At 65.8% G+C, this 23,840-nt stretch carries 24 protein-coding genes and 1 pseudogene; 12 read left to right on the top strand and 13 right to left on the bottom strand.

Features of this window, described 5'->3' with window-relative positions:
• The first annotated feature begins 23 nt into the window (after nucleotides 1-23).
• The 6 genes from CJ177_RS23250 (at nucleotide 24) to CJ177_RS23225 (ending at nucleotide 6,366) form a co-directional block, all read left to right on the top strand.
• The gene (locus CJ177_RS23250) at nucleotides 24-977 is read left to right on the top strand and encodes a phosphotriesterase (protein ID WP_095868684.1); all 954 of its coding nucleotides are present in this window, start codon (nucleotides 24-26) and stop codon (nucleotides 975-977) included.
• A 14-nt stretch (nucleotides 978-991) separates the two neighbouring features.
• Nucleotides 992-2,116: an NAD(P)/FAD-dependent oxidoreductase gene (locus CJ177_RS23245; protein ID WP_095868683.1), complete on the top strand. Its 1,125-nt coding sequence runs from the start codon at nucleotides 992-994 to the stop codon at nucleotides 2,114-2,116.
• 17 nt (nucleotides 2,117-2,133) lie between these two features.
• A complete protein-coding gene (locus tag CJ177_RS23240) occupies nucleotides 2,134-3,054 on the top strand; it encodes an alpha/beta hydrolase (protein ID WP_095868682.1) in 921 nt (306 codons plus the stop codon).
• Between the two features lies 1 nt (nucleotide 3,055).
• Nucleotides 3,056-3,997 (top strand): MBL fold metallo-hydrolase, encoded by a 942-nt coding sequence (locus CJ177_RS23235; protein WP_095868681.1) that lies wholly within the window; start codon nucleotides 3,056-3,058, stop codon nucleotides 3,995-3,997.
• A gap of 23 nt (nucleotides 3,998-4,020) precedes the next feature.
• The gene (locus CJ177_RS23230; protein WP_095868680.1) at nucleotides 4,021-5,757 is read left to right on the top strand and encodes a CocE/NonD family hydrolase; all 1,737 of its coding nucleotides are present in this window, start codon (nucleotides 4,021-4,023) and stop codon (nucleotides 5,755-5,757) included.
• 117 nt (nucleotides 5,758-5,874) lie between these two features.
• Complete coding sequence (locus CJ177_RS23225) at nucleotides 5,875-6,366, top strand: hypothetical protein (RefSeq protein ID WP_095868679.1); 492 nt, start codon at nucleotides 5,875-5,877, stop codon at nucleotides 6,364-6,366.
• A 51-nt stretch (nucleotides 6,367-6,417) separates the two neighbouring features.
• Here CJ177_RS23225 and CJ177_RS23220 read toward each other — a convergent pair whose 3' ends face one another.
• The gene (locus CJ177_RS23220) at nucleotides 6,418-7,101 is read right to left on the bottom strand and encodes a PAS and ANTAR domain-containing protein (protein WP_095868678.1); all 684 of its coding nucleotides are present in this window, start codon (nucleotides 7,099-7,101) and stop codon (nucleotides 6,418-6,420) included.
• A gap of 106 nt (nucleotides 7,102-7,207) precedes the next feature.
• Nucleotides 7,208-7,567, bottom strand: coding sequence for a hypothetical protein (locus CJ177_RS23215; protein ID WP_025433561.1), 360 nt, complete (start codon nucleotides 7,565-7,567; stop codon nucleotides 7,208-7,210).
• A 177-nt stretch (nucleotides 7,568-7,744) separates the two neighbouring features.
• On the opposite strand from CJ177_RS23215, the gene CJ177_RS23210 reads away from it, so the two are divergent.
• Nucleotides 7,745-8,953, top strand: coding sequence for a fatty acid desaturase (locus CJ177_RS23210; protein ID WP_095868677.1), 1,209 nt, complete (start codon nucleotides 7,745-7,747; stop codon nucleotides 8,951-8,953).
• A gap of 45 nt (nucleotides 8,954-8,998) precedes the next feature.
• Here the strand turns inward: CJ177_RS23210 and CJ177_RS23205 are convergent, their stop codons facing one another.
• From CJ177_RS23205 to CJ177_RS23185, 5 genes are all read right to left on the bottom strand, one after another.
• Complete coding sequence (locus CJ177_RS23205) at nucleotides 8,999-9,679, bottom strand: GAF and ANTAR domain-containing protein (RefSeq protein WP_095868676.1); 681 nt, start codon at nucleotides 9,677-9,679, stop codon at nucleotides 8,999-9,001.
• 220 nt (nucleotides 9,680-9,899) lie between these two features.
• Nucleotides 9,900-10,247 (bottom strand): hypothetical protein, encoded by a 348-nt coding sequence (locus CJ177_RS23200; RefSeq protein ID WP_143548701.1) that lies wholly within the window; start codon nucleotides 10,245-10,247, stop codon nucleotides 9,900-9,902.
• Nucleotides 10,248-10,321: 74 nt separating this feature from the next.
• Nucleotides 10,322-11,164, bottom strand: a complete 843-nt coding sequence (locus CJ177_RS23195) for a GAF and ANTAR domain-containing protein (protein ID WP_095868674.1) — start codon at nucleotides 11,162-11,164, stop codon at nucleotides 10,322-10,324.
• A 182-nt stretch (nucleotides 11,165-11,346) separates the two neighbouring features.
• Nucleotides 11,347-11,631 carry a hypothetical protein gene (locus CJ177_RS23190; protein ID WP_257014643.1) on the bottom strand — a complete coding sequence of 95 codons (285 nt, stop codon included), beginning with the start codon at nucleotides 11,629-11,631 and terminating at the stop codon, nucleotides 11,347-11,349.
• Between the two features lie 39 nt (nucleotides 11,632-11,670).
• A complete protein-coding gene (locus CJ177_RS23185) occupies nucleotides 11,671-12,090 on the bottom strand; it encodes an Hsp20/alpha crystallin family protein (RefSeq protein ID WP_025433565.1) in 420 nt (139 codons plus the stop codon).
• Between the two features lie 125 nt (nucleotides 12,091-12,215).
• Between CJ177_RS23185 and CJ177_RS23180 the strand changes: the two genes are divergently transcribed.
• The gene (locus CJ177_RS23180) at nucleotides 12,216-12,575 is read left to right on the top strand and encodes a MerR family transcriptional regulator (protein ID WP_005249737.1); all 360 of its coding nucleotides are present in this window, start codon (nucleotides 12,216-12,218) and stop codon (nucleotides 12,573-12,575) included.
• Nucleotides 12,576-12,583: 8 nt separating this feature from the next.
• On the opposite strand, the gene CJ177_RS23175 is transcribed toward CJ177_RS23180, so the two are convergent.
• The 3 genes from CJ177_RS23175 to CJ177_RS23165 all read right to left on the bottom strand — a co-directional run bounded on the left by CJ177_RS23175 (nucleotide 12,584) and on the right by CJ177_RS23165 (nucleotide 16,341).
• The gene (locus CJ177_RS23175) at nucleotides 12,584-13,261 is read right to left on the bottom strand and encodes an IF2 family translation initiation factor (RefSeq protein ID WP_095868673.1); all 678 of its coding nucleotides are present in this window, start codon (nucleotides 13,259-13,261) and stop codon (nucleotides 12,584-12,586) included.
• Nucleotides 13,262-13,290: 29 nt separating this feature from the next.
• On the bottom strand, nucleotides 13,291-13,848 hold the full coding sequence (locus CJ177_RS23170; protein ID WP_095868672.1) for a CsbD family protein: 558 nt from the start codon (nucleotides 13,846-13,848) through the stop codon (nucleotides 13,291-13,293).
• Between the two features lie 312 nt (nucleotides 13,849-14,160).
• Nucleotides 14,161-16,341, bottom strand: a complete 2,181-nt coding sequence (locus CJ177_RS23165) for a catalase (RefSeq protein WP_095868671.1) — start codon at nucleotides 16,339-16,341, stop codon at nucleotides 14,161-14,163.
• A gap of 191 nt (nucleotides 16,342-16,532) precedes the next feature.
• Between CJ177_RS23165 and CJ177_RS23160 the strand changes: the two genes are divergently transcribed.
• Together CJ177_RS23160 and CJ177_RS49425 are read left to right on the top strand one after the other, a co-directional pair.
• Nucleotides 16,533-16,982, top strand: coding sequence for a hypothetical protein (locus CJ177_RS23160; protein ID WP_095868828.1), 450 nt, complete (start codon nucleotides 16,533-16,535; stop codon nucleotides 16,980-16,982).
• A 377-nt stretch (nucleotides 16,983-17,359) separates the two neighbouring features.
• Nucleotides 17,360-17,527: pseudogene (locus CJ177_RS49425) on the top strand (three-helix bundle dimerization domain-containing protein); the annotation flags it as partial.
• Nucleotides 17,528-17,618: 91 nt separating this feature from the next.
• On the opposite strand, the gene CJ177_RS23150 reads toward CJ177_RS49425, so the two are convergent.
• Both CJ177_RS23150 and CJ177_RS23145 read right to left on the bottom strand, forming a co-directional pair.
• A complete protein-coding gene (locus CJ177_RS23150; protein WP_025433567.1) occupies nucleotides 17,619-18,320 on the bottom strand; it encodes an MspA family porin in 702 nt (233 codons plus the stop codon).
• 975 nt (nucleotides 18,321-19,295) lie between these two features.
• Nucleotides 19,296-20,612, bottom strand: a complete 1,317-nt coding sequence (locus CJ177_RS23145) for an HNH endonuclease signature motif containing protein (RefSeq protein ID WP_005249729.1) — start codon at nucleotides 20,610-20,612, stop codon at nucleotides 19,296-19,298.
• Nucleotides 20,613-21,162: 550 nt separating this feature from the next.
• On the opposite strand from CJ177_RS23145, the gene CJ177_RS23140 reads away from it, so the two are divergent.
• Nucleotides 21,163-21,702, top strand: coding sequence for a TIGR00730 family Rossman fold protein (locus CJ177_RS23140; protein WP_005249727.1), 540 nt, complete (start codon nucleotides 21,163-21,165; stop codon nucleotides 21,700-21,702).
• An 81-nt stretch (nucleotides 21,703-21,783) separates the two neighbouring features.
• Here CJ177_RS23140 and CJ177_RS23135 read toward each other — a convergent pair whose 3' ends face one another.
• Nucleotides 21,784-23,223, bottom strand: coding sequence for a PLP-dependent aminotransferase family protein (locus CJ177_RS23135; protein WP_095868670.1), 1,440 nt, complete (start codon nucleotides 23,221-23,223; stop codon nucleotides 21,784-21,786).
• A 47-nt stretch (nucleotides 23,224-23,270) separates the two neighbouring features.
• Between CJ177_RS23135 and CJ177_RS23130 the strand changes: the two genes are divergently transcribed.
• Complete coding sequence (locus CJ177_RS23130; protein ID WP_095868669.1) at nucleotides 23,271-23,771, top strand: carboxymuconolactone decarboxylase family protein; 501 nt, start codon at nucleotides 23,271-23,273, stop codon at nucleotides 23,769-23,771.
• Nucleotides 23,772-23,840 lie beyond the last annotated feature (69 nt).

Genomic DNA, 23,840 nt, shown 5'->3' with positions numbered 1-23,840 from the left:
CGTCTTTCCCGAAGGGAGTTGTTGTGTCGAGAGTCAATACAGTCCTGGGGCCGATCCCGACCGAAGAGTTGGGCATCGTCGCCATCCACGAGCACATCGGGTACGGCATGCCCGGCTCCGAGCTGGATACGAGATGGTGGAAGACCCCCGAGGAGCGGTACGAGGAGACCGTCCCGAAGCTGCGCAAGTTCCACCAGTACGGGGGCGGGACCTTCGTCGACGTCACCGGAATCTGCAACGGTCGTGACGTCGACTACTACAAGTCGCTGTCCGCGAAGACCGGAGTCCACATCGTCGCGTGCACCGGATTCGTCGGCGGCGACACCGCTTTGCCGTTCTTCGAGCGGGCGAGCGTGGAGTACCTGACGCGGCAGTTCGTCCACGAGATCACCGTCGGCATCGGGGACACCGGCAGCCGCGCCGGCGTCATCAAGGTCGGGGTGAGCCGCGGTGGCCGAATGACGGAGCTGGACAAGCGAATCTACCGCGCCGCGGCTCGCGCCGCCCTGAGCACCGGCGTGCCGATCCTGACGCACCTGGCCATCGACGCCGAGAACGCGATCGCCATCTTCCACGAAGAGGGCCTGCCGCTTCACCGCGTGCTGTTCGGGCACGTCGACGACGGCGTGAACGCGGAGAAGACGCGCGACACCTGGATCGCCGAACAGGGCGGTCGCGTCGGCTTCGACACGTTCGGCTACGAGACCGAACTCGAGGATCCGCCGTTCTGGGCCCGTCCGCGCAAGGAGCGCCTGGACCACTTCCTCCGGTTCCTCGGAGCAGGCCACCTGGACAAGGCGCTCGCCGGCGTCGACGCCAACTGCAGCCCGCTCGGGTGGCCGGGAGTCAAGGGCCACACCGTGAACTACCTCTTCGAGGACCTCATCCCCGACCTCCGTGAGGCCGGTATCGACGAGGCAACGATCACCAAGTTGTTCGTCGAGAACCCCGCCGATTTCCTGACCATTCAGAACTGACAAGGACGAGAAACATGCAGCCAACAGAGCTGAAGAACCTGAACATCGCCATCGTCGGCGCGGGGTACGCCGGCGCTGCGGCGGCCAAGGCCCTGAGCCTGCTCGGCGCCGAGGTCACCGTGTACGAGCAGGCCTCCGCGGTTCGGGAGGTCGGCGCCGGCATCGGGCTGCGTCCTTCCACCATGCACCGCTTCCGTCAGTGGGGGATCTTCGACGCGATCGCGAAGGTCAGCTCGCCGAGCGACTACTTCGAGATCCTCACCGCCACCAATGATCCGATCTTGAAGGAGGCGTGGCCGGGAATCGACTACGACGAGGAGACCAAGACCCACCTGATCCACCGCGGGGACTTCATCGACGCTCTCCTCGGCGTGCTCCCCGAGGGCATGGTGCGCCTCGGTCACAAGCTCGAGACCGTCGAGGACCGAGGCGACCGCTCCGTCCTCACGTTCGCCAACGGCGAGACCGTCGAAGCCGATCTGGTCATCGGCGCCGACGGCATCAAATCGGTGGTGCGCCAGCAGATTTTCAGCGACAAGGATCCGGTGTTCTCCGGGGAGCACGCCTACCGCGCCGTGATCTCCGTCGACGACGCCCACGGAATGGTCGTCGACGACAACCTCCGGATGTACATCGGCAGGGGTACGAAGGTGTACCTGCTGCCGTTGCGCCACCGGGGCCAGGTGTCCTTCGACATCACCGCCCTGTGCCCCGACGGCACCTGGGCGCCGCAGATCACGAAGGACGACATCATGGCAACCGTCGAGGGCTTCGACGAGCGGATCGTGAACATCGCACGAGGCCTCGACCTGGACACCGTGAGCATTCGAGCGGTCTACGACATCGACCCGGTCGAGCAGTGGCACTCCGACTCGGTCGTCCTCGTCGGCGACGCAGCGCACTCGATGCTGCACCACCAGGGGCAGGGTGCGAACTCGGCGATCCTGGACGCCGGCGCACTCGCCGACGCCCTGCAGGAAGCCGACTCCGTCAAAGACGCGCTGGCGTTGTACCAGGCGACCCGCAAGCCGATGACAGATGAGCTGCAGCGCATATCGCGTCAGGGGTGGGCCGAGGACGAGGTCGACGACGTCTTCCCCGGTCAGAAGCCCGCTGCTCGGCAGTCCGCCGCGAAGTAAGAAACGAGGTCACTGACATGCCGCTACACCCCCAGATCGCCCAGGTGATCGCGAACCTGCCCGCCCCGCCCGAGGGCCCGCTCGACCCGGCGGCCATGCGCGCCGGCGAGCAGGCACAGGTCACTCCCGTCGAGGAGCGCCTGCCGCTCCACGCAGTCGAGGACAGCACCGCAGGGGACGTACCCGTCCGGATCTACACACCGGTCGACGCCGACTCCTACGGACTGCTGGTGTACTTCCACGGCGGCGCGTTCTTCCTCGGAAGCCTGGACACGCACGACCACGTCGCACGGTCCCTGGCGATGGAGACCGGGCTGAAGGTCGTCTCCGTCGACTACCGCCGGGCACCCGAGGCGGCATTCCCGGCCGGCCTCCAGGATTGCCTCGGGGTGGTCCGGTGGGTGGCGGAGAACGGCGGGGACCTGGAGTGGGACGGCTCGACACTCGCACTGGCCGGCGACAGTTCGGGTGGCACGTTCGTCGCCGCCGTCGCCGCGATGGCCCACGACGAGGGATTCGATCGCATCACCCACCAGGTCCTGTTCTACCCGTCGCTGGACCTGGACTTCGACATCGACCGCTACGCCTCCCTGCGGGAGAACGCCGAAGGGTACGGCGTGGAGACCGCGGGGTTGAAGCCCTTCAACGCCTTCTATTTCGACAGCGGTGCGGATCCGGCAGACCCGCTGGTCTCCCCGATCAAGCGTGAGGATCTGACCGGGCTGCCCCCGGCGCTGATCGTCACCGCCGAATTCGACCCCATGCGCGACGAGGGCGAACTCTACGGCGCGCGGCTGAACGAGGCCGGAGTGGAGGCGACGGTCAGTCGTCATGCCGGTGCCAACCACGGGTTCGTCCAGAACTTCTCCTGGATCCCGGAGTACCAGAGGGTGTTCGAGGAGACGGCGAAGTTCCTTCAGTCCGCTCCGGGGAAGTGACATGACGCAGGACGTGAAGATTCACCCCCTCGTCTCGCCGTGGGGTCGATTCGGCCTGTACAGCTTCTTCATCGATGCCCCTGAGCCGGCGATCGTCGACACCGGCATCGCCTCGTCGCCCGCCGCGGGAATGGCCCCCGCGCTCGCGGCGCTCGGGCGGCGCATCGAGGATGTCCGCTGGATCCTGTTGACCCACGGCCACATCGACCACCTCGGCGGGGCGCACGCCCTGTGGGAACTTACCGGCAGGCGTGCCCAGGTCGTGATCCACGAGGCCGACGCGCACCTGTTGCGATCGCGGCAGGCGCACGTGGACGAGTACGTGGCGGTGCGTGGGCAGTACCTGCACGACCCGCAGGGTGCCGCGAAGCAGACGGCGACGGCGCAGGCGGCCATCTCCGGGGAGATGGAGCCGCACAGGTTGCTCCGGGGCGGCGAGACCTTTTCCCTCGGTGGCGATGTCACCGTCTCGGTGCATTCCATCCCCGGCCACACCGCCGGATCGGTCGCCTACGTGGTGGACGGCCAGAACTCCGTGTTCGTCGGCGACGCCGTCCAGGTCCACGGCGCCGCCAACGGCTTTCCCGGCTACGAGGATCCGGTCGCCTACCGGTCGAGCGTGCAGTATCTGCGTGACGAGATCCGTCCACAGCACCTGTATCTGGGGCATCCGTACCGCCGGGCGGACGGCGTGGCCTACGGAGTAGAACTCGACAGCGACCAGGCTCGGCATGCCCTCCAGGAGAGTGTGGATATCCAGGCGCGGGTCAGCGACGCGGCCCATCGGTATCTGCGGGACGGTCTGCAGGAACCGGACTCGGCGTATTCGCCGTTCGCCCGGGTGGCAGAGGAACTCGGCTACGAGGGGGACCCCACGCTCGAACCGTCCCCGTTCTTCACGACGCTGCACGGTCATCGCACGCAGTTCAACCAACAGTCTTGACAGAGAAAGAGAGTCGCGCACTCATGACGGATCTTCGAACGTTGGATGCGGGTGGGCAGAAGATCGCCGTCCGCAAGGACCTCCGGGTGCCGATGCGGGACGGTGTCACGCTCGTCGCCGACTCGTACTCCGGGGTGGAGGACAAGCCCCGGCCCGCGCTGGTCGCCCTGAGCCCGTACGGCAAGGAGTTGCAGGCCCTCGCCCTCACCACGCCGCCGCAGCGACGCCCCAGCCCGATGTGGGACGGCTGCATCGAGGCGGGCGACATCGCACGCGTCGTCGAAGAGGACTACGTCCACGTGATCGGCGACCTCCGCGGCTCCGGCGCCTCCGAGGGTGAGCACATCGGCAACTACAACGCCGGCGGCGGCGTCTCCCTGGGTCAGGACGCGTACGACTTCATCGAGTGGGTGGCCGAGCAGCCATGGTGCGACGGCAACGTCGGGATGATCGGCATCTCCTACTTCGGGTCGATGCAGGTGCTCGCCGCCGCGGAGCGTCCGCCGCATCTGAAGGCGATCTTCGTCAGCGGCGGGCACTACGACTTCTACGAGACCACCTACCACGGCGGCATCATGTGGTTCATGCCGCGCGCCGCCCGCGAGGGCCGCGGCGGCGACTCCGGATGGGCCTTCACCGACAACGTCAAGTCCCGCGTGCTCGAGACGTACTCCCCGGAGGAGATCAAGCAGCGCGTCGCCGAGCGCCTCGAGGATCCGGACGTGGCCGCCTGGCCGAACCTGGTCCACGTGTTGAACTACCCGAAGCACCACGAGGCCTGGTTCGACATCGTGATGAACGACCTGGACGGGGACTGGTACGAGGAGCGCAACCCCGTCACCCTGGCCCCGAACATCGACATCCCCGTCTATCTCCAGATCGACCAGGGTCGCGGCTGGACGGTCGACGGCACGATCGAACTCTTCGACGCGCTGAAGGGTCCGAAGAAGCTGGACATCGGCCCGTACCCGCCCATGCAGTCGCGCCCCTTCATCGAGGAGCACGACAAGATGTTCCGGTGGTACGACTACTGGATCAAGGGCATCGACAACGGGATCATGGACGAGCCCGCGGTGAACGTCTTCGTCGAGGGCTCGCGTGAGCGGGTGACCGGAAGTCAGTGGCCGCCGAAGGACGTGGAGTACCGGTCGCTGTACCTGCGCCCGCGCGGCACGCTGTCCACGGAGCCCGAGCGGATGGGTGCGGAATACGCCGCACCGGACGGTTTCTACCAGGCGCCGCTCACGGTCACCGATACAGTGTCGATGCTGCGCTGGAGCACCGAGCCGTTCGAGGAGCCCACGGAACTGATCGGCACCGGCGCCGCGCACATCTTCGCCGAGATCGACCAGGACGACACGAACTTCATTCTGCGTCTGTGGGATTCCGCGCCCGACGGTAGGCGCCAGCTGATCACGTCCGGTTACCTCAAGGCCTCGCACCGCGAACTCGACGAGCGCACCACCGAGGGCAACCCGCACCACCCGCATACCCGCGCTGTGCCGGTCGAGCCCGGGACGATCGAGGAGTACGTGCTGCGCCTCTACCCGTTTGCCGCGAGGTTCCGGCCGGGACACGCTCTGACCGTGGAGCTCTCGAACAACGAACCGCTGGCCGACGCGCACAACGCGCTGCTGCCGCCCGATGCCTTCCATCTGCCGGTGGGCCGCCCGGTCACCCACAAGATCTACCGGGACGCCGCGCACCGGTCCCGCCTCGTGCTGCCGTTCACGACATGCAAGGCGGAGAGGCAGAGGTAGCGCCGCGCCGAGCGGTACCTGTCCGGCCAACTGCGACGTTGTCGGAGCAGCCAGTGATGTGCGCAAGAGCGTGATGGCGGCCTGTGTGGCTGCTCCCGGGGCCGGGCACTCTGCAGTATGGGATCGAACGCAGGCCGCCCCGCCAGCCCGACGGCCGCAGCTCTCGGCGGTCGGCTGATGCAACTGGTCGGGGACCGCGACGCCGCTCAGTTCTCGTTCGAGATATCCCGAGTGTGCGCCGAACCGCACCCAGACGGAGAGCGGCCACAATACGGCGAGGTGCTCGCCTGGGTCGTCGATGCCATCGTCGGCGTGGTCATCGCGCGCCTGGGCGCCGCGGGTCCAGGGGAGCGGTTCATCCTCGACCTCCGCTTCACAGACGGCGGGTACGTCGACGTCGATGCCCTACCGGCATCGGCGCGGTGGGTGCTGCGGACCGTGTCGGCCTTCCTCGCCGAGGATCACGCGGAAGTGGAGCGGTCGCTCACCGCCGCCGAGCAACAGTTCGACCTCACCATGCGCGCGGAAACCCTGGCCGACGCACTCATCTGGCTCGACTTCGTTCTCGGCGTCGACCTTCCCGACCCGCCCGACGTCACCACCGCATAGGGAGGGATGCCTGACTCGGTCCAGGTTCCGTGCTGAGGTGTCGGCCGCGAGTCAGTCCTGCGCCCCCGGCTGGGTGTCGGGGTTCTCGTGTGCGGTCAGGAGCAAGTGGTCGAACCGGGCGCGAAACGACTCGGGGAGGGTCGCCTCGGCGGCGAGTGCGTCGACGAAACGCTCGGCGAGGGTGTGAAGTTTGGTGTTGGTCTCCTGTGAACGCCAGGTGAGGATGCCGAAGGCGCGTTCCGAGGAGATGCCGTAGACGAGCATGAGTGCACCCTTGGCCTGCTCGATCACCGCCCGCGATTGTTCGAGTTCGGCGACGGCCTCGGTGAGCGCCGCGTTGAACTCGCGGAGGTCGGTTTCCAACGCTTCGGTGACGTCGATGTAATACCCGGATGTGCCGATGACCTCGTCGTTCTCGTCGAGCATTCGATCGCCGACCACGATGACGTGGTGGATGCGCCGTTCGGTGTCGATGATGCGGTGTTTGCTGCTGAACGGCTCACCGGCGTGGATCATCTTGTCGAAGAGGGCCGCGACCTGAGGTTGGTCGTCAGGATGCTTGTGGGAGAGCAGCAGTTCGGTGGTGGGGGTTACCTCGCCTGGGTGGTAGCCGTGCATACGGGCGACGGGGTCGGACCATTCCCAGCGCTGGCCGTCGAGGTAGAACCGGAAACTTCCACCCTGCGGGGGTGCATTCGAGCCGCGGAGCTCATCAGTGTCCACAGCGACCCCCACGGCACTGCGTGCTCGACCATCCTCGCCTCGCAACCACTGCCACAGTATGCCGCGCACTCATGTCGGAATGCGCAGGAATCAGCCGCCCGCAACACTGCCTGTCCGGTCAGTTCGGGCTTTGGGTGTGCTTGCCCTCCGTCGGCGAAGTAACGGTCGCCGGTTCCGTGGTCGTCGGAGTGCGACCCGCAGCTTCCTCCAGTGACACTCCGTTGGTGGGGGCGCCCGTCGCGCTCGTGTCCGTGCCGCGGTGGGTAGCCTTCTTCGCCAGTTCGCCGACCTTGTGCTGCACCTGCGGAGCCTTGTCCTTGACGATCTCCGTCGCCTCGCTCACCTTCTCCTGCACGGTGGGGTTGTGCCAGAGCTCGAGGGACTGATGCCGCATCTTCTCGTAGGATTGTCGACCGGACCGAGTGCCCAGGACGAAACCCGCGGCCGCGCCCGCTGCGAAGATCAACACTTTCTGCATGACATCTCCTGACTGTTGTGTGGCCCGAGCGGTCAGCCGAATCATCGTCCGAACGCCCCTCCTGCACAGCTTGCCCTCAGCTGCCGAACCCAAACCGCGCCGGCGACGACTTCCGAACTAACTCACATCTCATCTGCGCGTAACCTACGGTTCCGTAACTTGCCGTAGCGTCACGATATGGCGATTTCGGATGTCAAGATGTACGCCCACCTGACCGAGGCCGATGTCGAAGCTCTCGGGATCGACTTCGACACGATCCGACGAGACATCGAAGCCTCGCGCGGGGAGAGTGATGCCCTGTACATCAGAAACGCCATCCGGCTGCAGCGATCACTCGAAATCGGCGGGCGTGCACTGTTGTTCGCGAGCCTGTTCCCACCGGCGTGGCTTGGGGGTACCGCGATGCTCGGCACCGCCAAGATCATCGAGAACATGGAACTGGGTCACAACGTGCTGCATGGTCAGTGGGATTGGATGAACGATCCCGAGATCCACTCGTCGTTCTGGGAGTGGGACATCGCCGGCCTGTCGGAGCACTGGAAGCAGACCCACAACTACGTTCACCACAAGTACACGAATGTGCTGGGCATGGATGACGACGTGGGCTACGGCATGCTGCGGGTCACTCGCGATCAGCGGTGGACACCGCTGAGCATCGGCAACCCGGTCTACAACCTGTTGCTGCAGTTGTTCTTCGAGTACGGCGTTGCCCTCCAGCACCTCGAGCTCGGCAAGGTGATTTTGGGTCGTGTCGATCGTGAGGAGTTCGAGCGCAGGTGCCACGAGGTGCTCGAGAAGGTCGGCCGCCAGGTGCGCAAGGACTACGTCGTCTACCCGGCGCTCACCGGTTCGGCGTTCCTGACGACCTTCACCGCGAACCTGACGGCGAACATGATCCGCAATGTGTGGACGAACGCCGTGATCTTCTGCGGTCATTTCCCTGACGGCGCCGAGAAGTTCACTACGAAAGACCTCGAGAGCGAGACGCGGGGCCAGTGGTACTTGCGGCAGATGCTGGGTAGCTCGAACTTCGAGGCCGGCCCGGTCATGGAGTTCATGAGTGGCAACCTCTGCTACCAGATCGAGCATCACCTGTTCCCGGACCTGCCGAGCAACCGCCTGCGCGAGATCTCCGTGCGGGTGCGGGCTCTGGCCCAGAAGTACGACCTGCCCTACACGACGGGTTCGCTGCCGGTGCAGTACTTCAAGTCGTGGCGGACCATCGCCAAGCTGGCGCTGCCGAACAAGTTCCTCAGCGCAACCGCCGACGACGCACCCGAGACTGCATCGGAACGCAAGTTCACCGATTCGCCCCCGCAGATCGATCCGGTCACGGGCAATCGCCGCGGGCTGTTGACAGCGCTTCGTGCACGGGCGGGAGTCTGAAGATCGCCGGAGGATGGGGCAAGTGCCGGTTCGTGGCCGGTTCTCTCATCTGCGTTCGGTAATCCGCTGCGCGATAACACTCAACCGGGTGTTGGTTTCCTGGGAGAGTCTGCTGAGCAGCTCGAACGCACGGATCGCGTCGATGTCGAATCGCTCCATCAGCATTCCCTTCGCCTGCCCGATGACGTCGCGTGAGGCAACCGCTGATCGCAGCTGGTCTTCGGTCCGTACAGCGGTGAGTGCCAACGCGGCGTGGGCGGCGAGAACCTCGCCTGCTGCTTCCTCGTTGGGACCGAACGCGTTCGGCGAGAATGCAAACAGGTTGAGTGCTCCCATCTTTCCCTCGGAGGTATACAGCTGAAAGGACATCGAACTGAGAATCCCCACATCGACGGCGGCGGCAGCGAACTGCGGCCATCGCGATTCCGAGCGAAGGTCTTCGCTTCGCACCACGAGATTGTTGAGCGCCGCCGCCACACACGGTCCCTGCCCGAGTTGCTGCTGAGCGTGGTCGAGCTTTCGGAGCAGCTCGGATGTCGGCGCGACGGTCTCGAATTTGTTGCCACCGGAGATGAGCAGAATGCCCGCGCACGTTTCGTGCGGCATCAGCTCGACAACTGCGGCGGTGACAGCGCGCAGGCGTTCGTCGAGGGTGCGTGGACCGGAGAGACTGCGGGCCAACTCGGCCATGGTGCGGCTGAGGTCCCCCGCGCCGGAATCGCTCATTACCACTCCTGGGGTCGGTCGAAAAAGATGGCTGCAGGATGCCACCCACACCACCATAAGCACCCCGGCTCCTGTGCCGGACCGGAAAAGCAGGTTCCTTCCGTTGGCAGGGAATGCGGCGCTGTTTCGGTGAAGGAAAGGGCAAGCCCTTCTCGCGGTGGTCGGGATGAAGCGGCATCGGTGCGCGTGACGCCGTGGCACCCGTTCCGCTGTCGCCGTGTCAGCGGTGCGCGTCGTGGTACGCGGTGGTGGCACAGCCCGGGCACAAGGTGAGTTCGGTGAAGGCCCAGCCGTTGATCTGTGCCGCCCTGGCCGCCGCAGTCCGATCTCCGATACCGGTGCGCAATCCATGATCGCACCGATCGCAGCGCACTTCCCACACCCCGTTGCCCGAACGAATCATCACGGATTGCCCCTCCCTCGTCGAGCGAGCTCGATGCGAGGAAGGCCCGAGGACCGTCAGTCCGCGCTCGCTACTCATGGAAGCCGAATACCCGTCACCGAGAACGGTAATCACCGAATCGATGCCCCCGTCTGCGCACCCCAGGCCGAGCGTCTGGTCATCCATGAGGAAGTCCCTCACCGACGCGCCGTTCCGCACGCTCACCACATCCCTTTTGGGCGGCTCCGCCGGCTATGGGCTTAACCGGGGAGCCTGGCCGTCGTCGCGTCCGGACACGACGAGGACGTGAGTATCGAAGTACCCTGCCGCGAGCGAGAGTAATCCCGTGTCCTCGCAATTGCTTTCACCCCGTCGGCACCGGACGTCAGATCCACGAGTTCCTTCGCCAGCCGAGCGAGTTTGATGTTTCTCTGCTGCGAGCTGACGACGAGGAAATCGAAGGCCTCGTCCGCGGACACACCCCCGGTGGCCATGACGATTCCCTTCGCCTGCTCGATGATGCTGCGCGACTCCATGGCTTTGATCAGACCCGCCACTTCCTCACGCGCCTCCCGACCATCTCGCGCGAGCCGAATCGTCGACGCAATCAGGGTGGCGTACACCCGGAGTAGCGCAGCATCGAATTCCGAGAAGGCGCTGCCGATGCGGCTGTACAGATTCAGCGATCCCAGTCCGTCTCCCACGGACAGTGGAGCACACAGAAAACTGCCCGACTCGAAGCCGGCAGCTTCAACCGCGGACGCCAACGCGGGCCATCGCCGAACCACCCCCTCACCGAATTCACCCCTCACTACCGTGCACGTGTCAGCAGCGACAGGACCCGGGCCCTTGCCTGTCCGTATCTGGGCATCCCCGATCGAGGCGACGCGAGGGTCCGCGCACGCCACCGACCCACTGCCCCCAGCGTCATAGGAAAGAACCGCCCCGGCCATCTCCGCGCCGCTGAAGGCATCGACTGCCCACTCGCACAGTCGGTGCAGGAGAGTGTGTCCGGACACTTCTTCTTCGAGAAGTCGACGCAATGCGTCGAGCGCCTTTCCGACCGCCTCGACATCTCCGCCCCAACCGCCGTGCGCGGACACGCCAAACCCCTTTCTACATAGCTTGCACCAATTAATCTATGGCTTCCGATAAAGATATCGTGCGACTCGGTCCGTCTCAACGCAAGGAGCTCGCGGAGGGAAATGCCCGGCGTGCGAGCGCGAAGCAGCCCCCGGCCCGTCCAGCGCGAGAACGGCAGGCCGGGGACTACGGATGGACAACGTCACGTGTTCCCGTGCGGCGGAGAGCGTTGGGTGGCTGCTACTTCCGGGTTCGGACCCCTGCGCCGCGTGGTGGGTGCCACCGCGTGCAGCGGGGGCCTCGTGTTCTCGCCGTGGACGTCCGCTGTCGAAGTCGGTGCCAAGTCCGTGAGGACCGGTGCGGGCGCGTCGGCGAAGATCAGGTCCACCTCGGCTGCCAACAGCCGGCACTCGAGGTCATCCCACACGTACTCGACCTGTGGCAGTTCCGCTTCCACGGTCGAAGGGCTGTTCTGTGCGTACACCATCGTGGTCATCCCTCCCGCTGTGTGTCGGATCGGCGCGGGTCAGGCGCTGACGGCCTTTCTGTCGTCGCTGTGGGTGATCTCGATCTTCCGGGCCTTGGCACGTTCGGCCACCGGGACCGTCAGCCGGAGCACCCCCGATTGGTAGTTGGCCGTGATCCGGTCGGTGTCGAGGTTGTCGCCGAGGAACAGCTGCCGGCTGAATACGCCCCTCGGTCGCTCCGAGGCCAGCATTTCCTGGTTGTCGGCGCGCGCGGGGCGTTCAGCATGAACGGTCACAACGTTGCGCTCGACATCGAGCGAGACGGAATCGGCGTCCACCCCTGGCAGGTCGAACTCGACCACTAACTGTTCGCCGTCGCGCCACGCGTCCATCGGCATGGCCGCCGGTCGCGCCGTGGTGCCGAGGATCTGCTGAGTCAGGCGGTCGAGATCGCGGAATGGATCAGTGCGCATCAACATTGTCTCCACCTCCAGAAACCCGAATCGTAATAGGTAACCTTCAGCAAATGCTGTAGATTCGTTATAGCAAACGCTCTAGCTCCTCGCAAGAGGGTTCGGCGGACTCGATTCTCGAGGAGGACGCGATGTCGAACGACGACAAGTCGCGAGCCAAACAGGGGGTCTACGGCATCACCGTGGCGTCCGAGCTCTCCGGGTTCGGCACCCAGGCGCTACGTTTCTACGAGCAGCACGGCCTGATCAACCCGGCCCGCACCAGCGGCGGAACCCGCCGCTACAGCGACGACGACCTCATTCGATTGCGGCGCATCGCCGAGCTGATCGCGGACGGGGTCAACCTCACGGGCATCGCTCGCGTCCTCGATCTCGAGCACCTCAACACCGAGCTCGCGAGCGACAACGATCGCCTCGTCGAGGCCAATAACCGGCTCGAGAGCGACAACGCTCGACTCAGAAGGGACGGGACTCGCGGCGGGCGAGCCTGAGTGTCAGATCACCCGTTGAGTGCCGTCTCGTTGCGGCGCTTGTCTTTTTCCGCCTCGGCCAGTTTCTCCACGCGGTCGGCGCGAGCTCGTTTGTCCGCCGCCTCGTCCTGCTTGTCCGCGGCGTCCTTCAGCTGGGCCCTGGCCGGCGCTCCCGCCGCCTTCTCCGCTTCCCGGAGTCTGGTCTGCTCGGCGCGGTGCTCGGCCTCTGCCACCCGGGTGCGTTGGGCGGCAAGTTGATCGGCGTTCGTCTTCGCCACCTGTTTGCGGTGCTCGGCATCCCGTTCGGCCGCTTGTTTGCGTTCGAACTCACGTCGGCGTGCCTGTTCGACATCGCGCTGCTTCGCCTCGCGCGCTGCCGCCTGCTCGTCCTGGACCTGCTTGCGCTTGGTTTCCAGTGCGGTGTCGGCCTCGGCCTCGGTGCGTGCCGCCTCTTCGTCGAGTTCCGCCGCCCGGGCCAGTGCGTCGCTGCGCTCGGTGAGTGCGTCGCCGCGCCGCTCGGTGTCACGGTCGCCGAGTGCACAGCCGACGGCGCCGTCGAGCACGCCCAGGGTGCGCTCGTACATCAGCCGGGCCGGTGATTCGGTTGCCAGCCGGGACATCAACTGGTCTTCGACGAGTTGCAGAGGAATCCGCAGGATCGTGTACTGGAACCGCAAGAGCGTGATCGGGACGGTGAGGATGTTCATGGAATCTCCGATGGTTCGTGGGGAGTGGATCAGGACAGGCCGGCGTCGTTGCTGAGGCCCTCGGCGGCGCGCCTGACTCGTTCTGCCTCGTCGCGGGCCGCGTTCGCTTCACGGACAGCCCGCCGGTGTTCGTCGGTGGCATCGACGGCTTCTTCGGCGGCGGCGACCGTCTTCGACCGTTCGACGGTCTCCGCCCGTGCCGCTTCGTCGCGGGCGTCGGCCGCCGCGCGGGACTGCTCCTGCGCGACCTGGCGGTGCTGTTGCTCCTCCGCGGCCCGGTGCTCTGCTTGCTGCCGGTTCCGGACAGCTTCTTCGGCGGCCGCCGTCTCGGCACCGATCGCAGCGCGTTCCTCGGCACTCTCGCGACGCACCTGGCCGAGTTCCTCTGCAGCCTGCGAGGTTTCCGCCCTGGCCACGGTCTCGGCACTGTTCACCTCTTTACGTTGCTGCGCCTGCGCCTGTTGCAGCTGCCCTTCGGAGGCCAGCGAGTCGTTGCCGGTCACGGCCCCGGCCACTTCCTTCACCTTGCCCTTGACCGTGTCGAGGAGACCCTTGCGTGCTTGTCCGGACGTGTTCTGCTCGTTCATGACTATGTCCTCCTGGTATTCGGGCGGGCGACGGTACCGCCACCCGCAATGGCGTGTTGTCTTTGTCTTTCATGCTTTGCTCCGGAGGTCGGGTGTTCGGGGTGCGCCGTAAGGTCGAGGACGCGCCGGACGCCGGATAGTTCGACCGGGGACGGGCGCACTGCGCGGACCGCAAGTTCCTCCGGTTACGCTGCCGCTCTTCCGAACTCGCCAATCATGAAGGTGCGCAACCATGTCGACGAGGGTCTCGAGATCGCCATCGGCGGCCCCGAGACCCTCGTCCAGACCGTTTCACTTCACAACCGCGTCACGTCACACCTGGCGCTCCCAGACCCGGTGGGACTTCATCAGCGCAGTGATGCCGTCGAACAGTTCGGACGCCTCGTCTGCGATCACGATGCCCGGGGCCTCGGCCGGGATTCCGGCGGCTTCGAGGAGGCCGCGACCGGCGGCCCATCCCCCGATCGCCTTGCAGTGCCGGAATGCTTCCATCAGCAACACGTGCAGCCGCGGGTCCGACGCCGGCGCCGCGACGAGAATCGCGTCGAACTCCACCGACCGCATCGTGAGGAACGTCCGGGACACGGGGACGGCGCCCTTACCCGACCCCAATTCGCCACCGTGCGGCCCGATGACGAGCGGCACCATGCCGTTCTTGCCGATCATCTCGACGGCGTCGGCCACCTCGGACAGATCGGACTCGTCGTCGGCGACGATGCCGATGATCCGGCCGTCCAGCGGCCACTCGGCACCGACCTGCGACAGCGCGGGACTGGGCGTGGGCGCCACGTCGTAGGCGACGGTCGGCGCGGGCGCCGGGAGGCCGAGACCCGCGGCCACCTGCTCGCACAGACCGGGGTCGATGTTCGCGACGACCTCGAGTGCACGCTCCTTGATCACCTGCTCGTAGCACTTGCCCAGCTCGAACGTGTAAGCCTCCGCGACGTGCGCCTGCTCGACCGGGCTGAGGCTGGCGTAGAACAGTCGGGCCTGCGAGAAGTGGTCGTCGAAGCTCGCGGGGGCGGCGCGTAGTTTCGTCGACTCCGGCATCTGCACCGGAACCTCCACGAAGGCAGCGTCCGCGCCGGCCAGGAACGGGCAACCGGCGTCGAGGGAGTTCGGCCGATACGGCGCGACACCCGGATGAACTCCCGTCTGGTGCATGCCGTCGCGCAGCATGTCGTTTACCTCCGCCTGGGGCCGATTGATCGGTATCTGCCCGAAGTTGGGCCCACCGAGCCGGCTGATCTGGGTGTCGAGGTAAGAGAACAGCCGAGCCTGCAGAAGCGGGTCGTCGGTGACGTCGATCCCGGGAACGAGGTGCCCGGGATGGAACGCCACCTGCTCGGTCTCGGCGAAGAAGTTCGTCGGATTCGCGTCGAGCGTCATCAGCCCGATCGGCTGCACGGGGGCCAGTTCCTCCGGCACCATCTTGGTCGGGTCGAGCAGGTCGATGCCCTCGAACGTCTGGTCCGGGGTGTCCGGGAACGCCTGGATGCCCAGTTCCCATTCCGGGTACGCGCCGGACTCGATCGCGTCGGCGAGATCGCGGCGGTGGTAGTCGGGGTCCATGCCGTTGACGATCTGCGCTTCTTCCCACACCAGTGAGTGCACACCGAGTTTCGGCTTCCAGTGGAACTTGACGAGCGAACTCTCACCCGCCGCGTTCACCATCCGAAAGGTGTTGACGCCGAAGCCTTCCATCATCCGGTACGACCGCGGTATGCCTCGATCCGACATGTTCCACAACGTGTGTGCGGTGGCTTCGGTGTGCAGGGACACGAAGTCCCAGAACGTGTCGTGAGCGCTCTGCGCCTGCGGAATCTCGCGATCGGGATGCGGCTTGGCGGCGTGAATGACGTCGGGAAACTTGATGCCGTCCTGGATGAAGAACACCGGAATGTTGTTTCCCACCAAGTCGAGAGTGCCTTCGCCGGTGTAGAACTTGGTCGCGAACCCTCGTGTGTCGCGGACGGCGTCGGCCGATCCGCGGGAACCGAGGACGGTGGAGAACCGGACGAAGACCGGCGTCTCGACGTCCTTGCCGAGGAACGCCGCCTTGCTGATCGGTTCGGCGGCGCCGTATCCGCGGAAGACGCCGTGCGCGGCCGCACCGCGTGCGTGCACGACCCGCTCCGGTATCCGCTCGTGATCGAAGTGCGTGATCTTCTCACGGAGATGATGGTCCTGGAGCAGGGTCGGTCCCCGGGTTCCCGCTTTGAGTGAGTGATCGGTGTCGTACAGCCGCGCGCCCTGCGCCGTGGTGAGGTACTCCCCCTGCTGGCCGCGGGCCGTGTCCGGACCTTCGACGGGTTGCCCGGTCGCGGTGCCCAGCGCGGGAGCGCGCTGATCGGGCTTGGGCGGCAACGGATCAGTGGGTTCCGTGGGCTCGGCGAGCGTCGGGGTACCGGAACCGGGTGTTCCGGGAATGGGCGGGTTCTTCTTGGGCACGGCGTAGCTCCTCGCTGAGAATCCGTGGGATCGGCGCCGCATCGTTGCTGAACGGTCCGCTCTTCTCCGAGTGCCCAAACGTTCGCAAACCGAATCAGGATGGGCCCAGCGCCACACCGTGCCCCGATCGAGAGACGCGGTTTCGCATTCGCGCCCCAGGGCATAGCTACAGCAGATGTCAATCACCAACGAACCGAGAATCCGGCGTTCTGCTGCGTCGGGAAGGAGTGATCATGGGTACCGAACCAGGCACGCAGTTGCACGAGGAACCACAGTCCGAGCGTGGCCCCGAGGGCTCACGAGACGCGGGCCCGGACCAGGCTGGAACTGGCCAGACGGACCGCAAGCCCGGGTCCCTGGACCAGGAGGAGGTCACCTCCTCCGCGGAGTCAGGCACGAACCCTGCGCCCGCCGGCGGCTCGCTGCCTCCCGGCGACGCGGAGCCGGCCACACCGCCGTACGACGGCCGGACGACCAGCACGAAAGAAGGACGCCCGGAGCACGACGACCATGTGGACTCCGGCAGAATGCAGTCGCCGAAACCCGGCGAGACCCCACGCGGCGCGGTGGCCTCGCCGGCCGAGGAGAAGCCGGCCGCACACGCTGCCGAGACCGAGGGCAGCGACTCCGGAGTCGGACCCGCGCATCACGGAGGCGTCGGCAAGGCCGAAGACAAGAAATAAGAAGTCACATCCGCGACGAGGGCCGTACTCGCCCAGTTCACCCCCGATTTCGGCTCGACGCCGGCGCCTGTAGAGCGAGCCACGGACACCGACCGTTCTCGACGATCCACTCCGGCGATGTCCTTCGTCACAGATTCGCGCACAGCAGTTCTCGCATCCCACGTGACGCACACTTCTGAGCGGGATCGGCAGGCGCTGCCTTGCGGTGAGTTTGCCCATGTCAGCGCTCGGCCGGAGGCTCGAACAGCGTCTCGGCCTGGCCGGGAGCCGCCGACGACGAGGCGAATCGGTGACGTCGATGCGGCTTGACCCCATCGCCGAATTCGGCGGAAGATCATTGAATGTTGAACGATGAAGAGTAGCTCCATCTCACCAGGGTCATCGATCGCCTCCAGACCCGGTACCCGGACGTCTCCCGGGACACCATCGACGAGGTAGTGCGCTCTGCACACGGCCAATTCGCGGACCGGAAGGTACGCGACTTCGTGCCGCTGCTCGTCGAGCGGGCTGCCCGCGAGAAGATCCAGGAACTGGTGACGTCGTAGGCGTCGTCACTAGGCGAACAACCGCGCCGGGTCGCCATCCGCGATCGGGATGGCGACCCGGTGCGTGCCACGGAACCTGTTCCGGCACCGGTCAGTTGAGCTTCTGCGGCACACCGTAGGTCATGACGGTGTCACCGTTGGCCGTCACGGCCTTCGCGTACGGCCGGATGGTGACCGGTCCGATCGCTCCGGAGATGGAACCGTGAACGCCCTGCATCCGCACCAGCGCCTCGGGTCCGTCGAACTCCTGACCCTCGAGCAGCGGGACCTCGGTGATACCGCCCGGCTCCAGGTCGATGTCCAGCTCCTGCGACGGGATGATGTCACCCGCCAGCTCCGCGTTGGTCCCCGCGCTCAGATCCAGCGTGAAATCGGGGACGAGTCCCAGGTCGATTCCGGTGTCCGACCCGATCGCGAACCCGAGGCCGGGCGAATTGAGGACGATGGTCGCACCGGCCAGCGCAACCGGGTAACCGATCTGGTATCCGACGGTGAGCTGTGTGCCCTCGAACTCCGCGGCGCCGGGACCGCTGATGTTCACCCCGGCGTATCCGTTGTGGAAGAACTCGACGCTGGTCGGCACGCCGTCGAGTGGCGGAACGACTTGATACTGCGTGTCGCCCTGCAGGACCTCGATGCGGTTGCCGTCCGCGTCGATGACGGAACTGGAGTTGTCGACACCTGCCGAGGCGGTGCCGTTACCCATCACCATGGCAAGTACGGCGATACCTGCGACCGCCGCCAAACGGGTGAAGGGCTTGTATCCGGGTCGAGCTGTGCTGATGTTCGTCATGAGAATCCCCATTCAGTACGTACTGCAACCGATACGAAAAAGCATGCAGAGCGTAACCATTCGAGCCCCTCGACGTCTTTGAGTTGTTCAGACGTTCACGAGCGTTTCGTGTAGTCCGCCCCCGCTGACCTGCTAGTTCGTGGCAGGATGGGCAGGACGAGCGCGGAGCGGGTCAGTCGTTGCGGGCGCCGGGAGTTCGACCACCGAGACGCCCGAGAACGTTCACCCAGACTTCCCGGTTACTTTCTCTCCGACACTTCTGGGCGACCCCTACGCTGACGGAGTGTCGCGGCAGCCGATGTCGACCCATCAGGATGCGACACCTCGACCCCGCCTCGCTGACGTAGGTGCCGAACCGACACCTGGCCGCAGCCACCCCCGGTGCGATCGGGGAGCCGCGGTCGGCGTGTGCGAGCGCGTCGTGGAGGGCGTTGGGTGCAGGTGCCGCCCAACCAGCAGCTCGGACGACACCTGCACTCCACCCCTCGCGTGAACCGCCTCGTGTGCCCGAGACGTCCGCGTCGTCATGTGACCACCATGACGGAGCAGACGTTACCAGAAAACGGGCCAATTGGTTTGTTTCATTTCTCAGGGGCAGACATGCCGTCAGAGGTGAGCATCCACCCGCCTTGCTGCCAGGATCCACACAACACATGTGGCAAACCGAACCCGGGAGTCGTGAGAATCCGAGCGGTCTCGTCGGCAGAGCCCCACTCCACCGGATCGCGGTGAGTGAGCCTCGTTCGAATCCTCACAGTAGACAGTGGGGTCCGCATGGTTGGACGCCGCAGTCGTGACGGCTGCATCCGGGCCGTATGGCGTTTATCTGCCGTCCGATGGCGCCGGTGCCGGCTGTTGCAGCCGCCACCGATCCAGGATCCCACGGGGTGGCTGGCAGACCCGCCACGACGGCATGCCGGCTCGGCGACAGGAATTGTCCTGTTGCCGAGTCGGCAATGTGTGCGGCGCCCTGGGTCAGGACGCTCGGGGCCGAGCGCGGTTGTACGCCGGTATCGGCTTCCGTTCCCAGTCGACCTGCCGCGGTGGGATGAACGTGGGGTGCCGGTCGGCTCCCATCTCTATCTCCCAGTCGCTGTGGTGCAGCAGTCGGTGGTGGAAGCCGCAGAGCAGCACCAGGTTGCCCATGTCGGACGGCCCGCCTGCGGACCAGTGGACGATGTGGTGACCTTCGCACCAGGACGGCGGCGCACCACACCCGGGGAACGCGCATCCTCGATCCCTCGCCACCAACGCTTTTCGCTGTCTCTTGGTGACTGTCCGGGTGGAGATGCCGAGGTCGAGTGGCGCTCCGTTGTCGTCGAGCACGATCGGCGTGTAGATCGAATCGCAGCTGAGGAGCCGGGCCGCCCTGAGACTCAGCGGCCCCATCCACTCGGTCCACGCGACTCCATCGACGGCGAAGAGCGAGTCGTCGGACGAAGCGTCATCCTGCTGTGTGCGTGTGCCGCAATCGGTGTGGTCGGCGAGATCCTTGGCGTTGACGTGGAGGGAGACGTGTGGACGTTCTCCGCCTTCTTCGCCAGCGATCCCGGAGTCGAGGTAACGGCGAAGGAGTTCGGTGAACCCATCGGCCCGCCGCTGCCCAGGGGTGCGGGGGTCCTTGGTTCCATCCTGCGCGGGTCGCGGCTTGGACAGTCCGGAGAGCGCCGAGAGCAGCATTTCACCGGTAACGGCATCCAGGTCGCCTTTGACGGCGACGCGCCCGTTGAGCGTCTTGGACGCGTGGAACTCGTTGAGTTCGGTGTCTTCACTGGGCGGCGGATCGTCGGACTCGAAGGCACGTTCCAACCTGGCGATCACGGCGCGCACCGCATCAGTGTTGGCGGTAGGGCCGGTTGCCGCGAACAGCAACGCATTTCGGCAGTCGTCCATCGCTTCGAGCGGCATGCCCTTGGGTGGCCGTTCGCAGAACTTCATGATCAGCGCTGCGTGCTCCGCCGAAATGTTGGTGTCGAAGTACTCGTCGGCGATCTCCGGCTGGAGACGCAAACCTCGGCCCAACAGCACGATTCGCCCCGCCGCCCCCACCTCGAGCAGGGTCTTGGAGGCCAGCCACATCTTGGCGTTCGGAAATCCCAGCACTTCGACCTTGCATCGGTGGTCGACGGCACCGACGAGCTTGACGCGCAAGGCTTCGAGTCGCTGAATCTCCTCCGAGATACGAACGACCGATTCGAGCAACTCCGCCTCGGCCAGACGCCACGCATCACCGACCGCGGTCGCCAGAATCTCGTCCGACAACGCCCCCTGAATATCTCCCCCGAGACTCATCCTTGAATCCTAGTTCGAACACACTTTCGAGTCAAGGGTTTCACGCCATCGGTATCGGGTCTCCGAGGAGGACGAGAACGCCCGCGACCTCGCAGCCGGCGGCTGAGTGCGCTTGTGTCAGAGTCTTGTACAGGGCTGTCCCCACCACACGTAGGTCCACCGCGACCCAGCGCGCGAAGACGCACGCGCTCGACCGCGGGGTGTCGAAGGACCGCGGGTTCCGGCGTTCCGGGGGAGCGTCCTGCGAACGGGCGCGGTGCGCGATTCTGCTTCTGGATGCAGCTCCTGCTCACACTGACCTCTACCCACCTCCCTCCGACCACCATCGCGATCAGCAAGGGCCCCTGCCGGACCACATCGACCTCCGGAGACGGCCGCCGATGACCGGACTTCACCGGCCTGATCGGGATGACCAATGACGGACCACGCGCACATGCTCGACCGTGACGGTGCGCCCGTCTGCGGCGATCAAGACTCGTTTTACGGTGTCCCCCTTGCACCTTCAGCATCGCGCATCGCCGCACTCTTATCAGAGTCTTATAGTTCGACCATGAACATTTGCGTCTTCCTCTCCTCCGCCGACCTCGATGAGCGCTATACCCGACCGGCCCGCGAGTTCGCAGAACTCATCGGAAGCGGCGGCCATACCCTGGTATGGGGCGGATCCGATACCGGGCTGATGAAGGTTGTCGCCGACGGAGTACGAGAGTCCGGCGGGCGGCTCGTCGGGATCTCGGTCGACTTTCTCCGGGACTTTGCCAGGGAGGATTCCGACGAGATGGTGATCGCCAAGGATCTCGCCGAACGCAAAGCGCTGCTGCTCGCCAGATCGGATGCCGTGGTGGTGATGGTCGGCGGCCTGGGCACGCTGGATGAGGCGACTGAAATCCTGGAGTTGAGGAAACACGGACTGCTCGACAAGCCGGTGGCTCTGCTGAACACGGTGGGCTTCTATGACGGGTTGATACTTCAGCTTCGGCGGATGGAGGACGAGGGGTTCCTGCCGGTGCCCCTAGTGGAGCTGGTCTTGATCGCCAACGAGGGTGCCGACGCACTCGCCCACCTCGAGGATTCCCTCGGGAGCCGGTGATGGAATCATGCCGCACTGAACACATTGGCGCCTCGAGCGCGAACCGACTGTGAGCAGCATCGGGCTGGGGCAGCGCCTTGTCTAGGGCATCACCCTGCACAATGCGTCCAGCGCACCTGCCCACGCACTGTCCGAGGGAGCCGCGTAGTTGACCACCAACGCGTCCCGCCCGGGCAACTGCCACTCGGCGTCCGCCACTTCGTAGCGGAACTGCGCGATCCCGCTGACCGCCAGTCCTTGCCGGGCCGCCGCCTCCACGACCCTGCGCTCGGTCCCGCGCGGGAGTTCGAGGACCGCTTGCAGCCCGGCCGCCATGCCGGTCACACGGACGTCGGGGGCCCTCTGCGCCAGGGCCGCGACCAGTTGGTCACGGCGGCGCCGGTAGCGCAGCCGCATCGCGCGCACATGACGGTCATACGCGCCCGACGCGATGAACTCCGCAAGCGTCAACTGCTCCAGCGCACTCGACATATAGTCGCCGTGCGCCTTGGCCGTCACGATCTCCGGAATGAGTTCCTCTGGTAGCACCATCCAGCCGAGCCGCAACCCTGGCGCCAGCGACTTGCTCACCGAACCGAAATACACCACCCGCTCGCGGTCGAGGCCCTGCAGAGCACCCACCGGCTGACGGTCGTATCGGAACTCTCCGTCGTAGTCGTCCTCCAAGATCAGCCCACCGGTCGCACGCGCCCAGTCGACCGCCGCCGTGCGCCGGTCCGGGCTGAGCGCGACCCCCGTCGGATACTGATGCGCTGGAGTCGTCAAAACAGCACCTACTCCACGCAATCGTGCCAACTCGTCTGTACGGGCACCATATTCGTCGACATAGAGGGGCGGGGTACGCAGGCCTGCGCCGGTCAGCAGGTCCCGATAGAGGTCGAGACCGTACGACTCGACTGCCACCGCCTGCACCCGCCGCGCCCTGAGTGCCTGCGCCATCAACGTCAGACCATGGTGGAAACCGGAACAGATGACGACCCGCTCCGGCTCGGCGTACACCCCACGGGCCCGCGCCAGATAGTCCGCCAGGGCGGTGCGCAGCTCGACCCGGCCGAGGGCATCGCCGTAGCCGAACGCTTCGTGCGGCGCCGCGGTCAGAGCGCGGCGGGCCGCGGAGAGCCACTGCATGCGCGGAAAGTCCGTGAGGTCCGGTGAACCCGGCAGCAGTCCATACGTGGGACGGCGCTGGGTCGGCCTCGCACGGGCAGCCGCGGGCGCGGCCGTGCGCGCCTCGGCCCGCCTGGCCACCCATGTCCCGGAACCCTGCTGCGCGCTGAGCCAGCCCTCGGCCACCAGTTCGGCGTAGGACTCGGTCACGGTATTGCGTGAGATACCGAGATCGGCGGCGAGCGAGCGAGACGCCGGCAGCCGGGTGCCGGGCGCCAGACGCCCCGTACGCACGGCCTCTCGCAATGCGTCCGTGAGGCCAGCGCGCAGCTTGGGTCCGTTCAGTTCCACCAGCAGGTCGGCACCGAACCCGGAAGGGGGCAAGCCCACAGAATTGGTATGAATATCTGGCATAGAAATGGACCATACTCTAGAGCCACTCGGGACATAGCGTTGCTGGCATGACGATGAACGAAGTACACGAAAGCACTGAACTTCTCCCCGAGCACGCACCCCGCCTGGACTGGGCAAAGTTCGCACCCGAGGCCTACAAGGCCATGATCCGCCTCGACACGGCCGCAGCGCTGGGCGTCGAGCCGACGTTGCTCAACCTGGTCAAGATCCGCGCGTCCCAGATCAACCGCTGCGCCTTCTGCCTGGACATGCACAGCAAGGACGCACTGGCCGCCGGCGAATCGGCGGAGCGGATCATCCAGCTCAACGCATGGACGGAGTCGAAACACTTCTACACGGCGAAGGAGATCGCAGCGATCGAGTTGACCGAGGCGATCACCGTACTCACGGACGGATTCGTCCCTGACGAGGTGTACGCGAAGGCCGCGAACGAGTTCGACGATACCGAGTTGGCTCGACTCATCGTCGCGATCGCGACGATCAACACGTGGAACCGCTTCGGCGTATCCACCCGATTGGTCCCCGGTCACTACACGCCGGACTCCTAACTCACCGAGCGCGCGAACGCGCCAGGGCGACCGGCGAACTCGCGGACGAGCTTTCGTCTGAAATCTGGT

Source organism: Rhodococcus sp. ACPA1, from assembly GCF_002300195.1.
GTDB lineage: Bacteria > Actinomycetota > Actinomycetes > Mycobacteriales > Mycobacteriaceae > Rhodococcus_F > Rhodococcus_F opacus.
Note: the sequence above shows the minus strand (reverse complement) of the source record. Positions and strands in the feature narration are given on the sequence as shown.

Excerpts from the sequence above, each read along its gene's own strand:
- CJ177_RS23245 (WP_095868683.1), top strand. The coding sequence starts at position 992 with ATGCAGCCAACAGAGCTGAAGAACCTGAACATCGCCATCGTCGGCGCG.
- CJ177_RS23240 (WP_095868682.1), top strand. The coding sequence starts at position 2,134 with ATGCCGCTACACCCCCAGATCGCCCAGGTGATCGCGAACCTGCCCGCC.
- CJ177_RS23235 (WP_095868681.1), top strand. The coding sequence starts at position 3,056 with ATGACGCAGGACGTGAAGATTCACCCCCTCGTCTCGCCGTGGGGTCGA.
- CJ177_RS23230 (WP_095868680.1), top strand. The coding sequence starts at position 4,021 with ATGACGGATCTTCGAACGTTGGATGCGGGTGGGCAGAAGATCGCCGTC.
- CJ177_RS23225 (WP_095868679.1), top strand. The coding sequence starts at position 5,875 with ATGGGATCGAACGCAGGCCGCCCCGCCAGCCCGACGGCCGCAGCTCTC.
- CJ177_RS23215 (WP_025433561.1), bottom strand. The coding sequence starts at position 7,567 with ATGCAGAAAGTGTTGATCTTCGCAGCGGGCGCGGCCGCGGGTTTCGTC.
- CJ177_RS23210 (WP_095868677.1), top strand. The coding sequence starts at position 7,745 with ATGGCGATTTCGGATGTCAAGATGTACGCCCACCTGACCGAGGCCGAT.
- CJ177_RS23205 (WP_095868676.1), bottom strand. The coding sequence starts at position 9,679 with ATGAGCGATTCCGGCGCGGGGGACCTCAGCCGCACCATGGCCGAGTTG.
- CJ177_RS23200 (WP_143548701.1), bottom strand. The coding sequence starts at position 10,247 with ATGGATGACCAGACGCTCGGCCTGGGGTGCGCAGACGGGGGCATCGAT.
- CJ177_RS23190 (WP_257014643.1), bottom strand. The coding sequence starts at position 11,631 with ATGGTGTACGCACAGAACAGCCCTTCGACCGTGGAAGCGGAACTGCCA.
- CJ177_RS23185 (WP_025433565.1), bottom strand. The coding sequence starts at position 12,090 with ATGTTGATGCGCACTGATCCATTCCGCGATCTCGACCGCCTGACTCAG.
- CJ177_RS23180 (WP_005249737.1), top strand. The coding sequence starts at position 12,216 with ATGTCGAACGACGACAAGTCGCGAGCCAAACAGGGGGTCTACGGCATC.
- CJ177_RS23175 (WP_095868673.1), bottom strand. The coding sequence starts at position 13,261 with ATGAACATCCTCACCGTCCCGATCACGCTCTTGCGGTTCCAGTACACG.
- CJ177_RS23170 (WP_095868672.1), bottom strand. The coding sequence starts at position 13,848 with ATGAACGAGCAGAACACGTCCGGACAAGCACGCAAGGGTCTCCTCGAC.
- CJ177_RS23165 (WP_095868671.1), bottom strand. The coding sequence starts at position 16,341 with ATGCGGCGCCGATCCCACGGATTCTCAGCGAGGAGCTACGCCGTGCCC.
- CJ177_RS23160 (WP_095868828.1), top strand. The coding sequence starts at position 16,533 with ATGGGTACCGAACCAGGCACGCAGTTGCACGAGGAACCACAGTCCGAG.
- CJ177_RS23150 (WP_025433567.1), bottom strand. The coding sequence starts at position 18,320 with ATGACGAACATCAGCACAGCTCGACCCGGATACAAGCCCTTCACCCGT.
- CJ177_RS23145 (WP_005249729.1), bottom strand. The coding sequence starts at position 20,612 with ATGAGTCTCGGGGGAGATATTCAGGGGGCGTTGTCGGACGAGATTCTG.
- CJ177_RS23140 (WP_005249727.1), top strand. The coding sequence starts at position 21,163 with ATGAACATTTGCGTCTTCCTCTCCTCCGCCGACCTCGATGAGCGCTAT.
- CJ177_RS23135 (WP_095868670.1), bottom strand. The coding sequence starts at position 23,223 with ATGCCAGATATTCATACCAATTCTGTGGGCTTGCCCCCTTCCGGGTTC.
- CJ177_RS23130 (WP_095868669.1), top strand. The coding sequence starts at position 23,271 with ATGACGATGAACGAAGTACACGAAAGCACTGAACTTCTCCCCGAGCAC.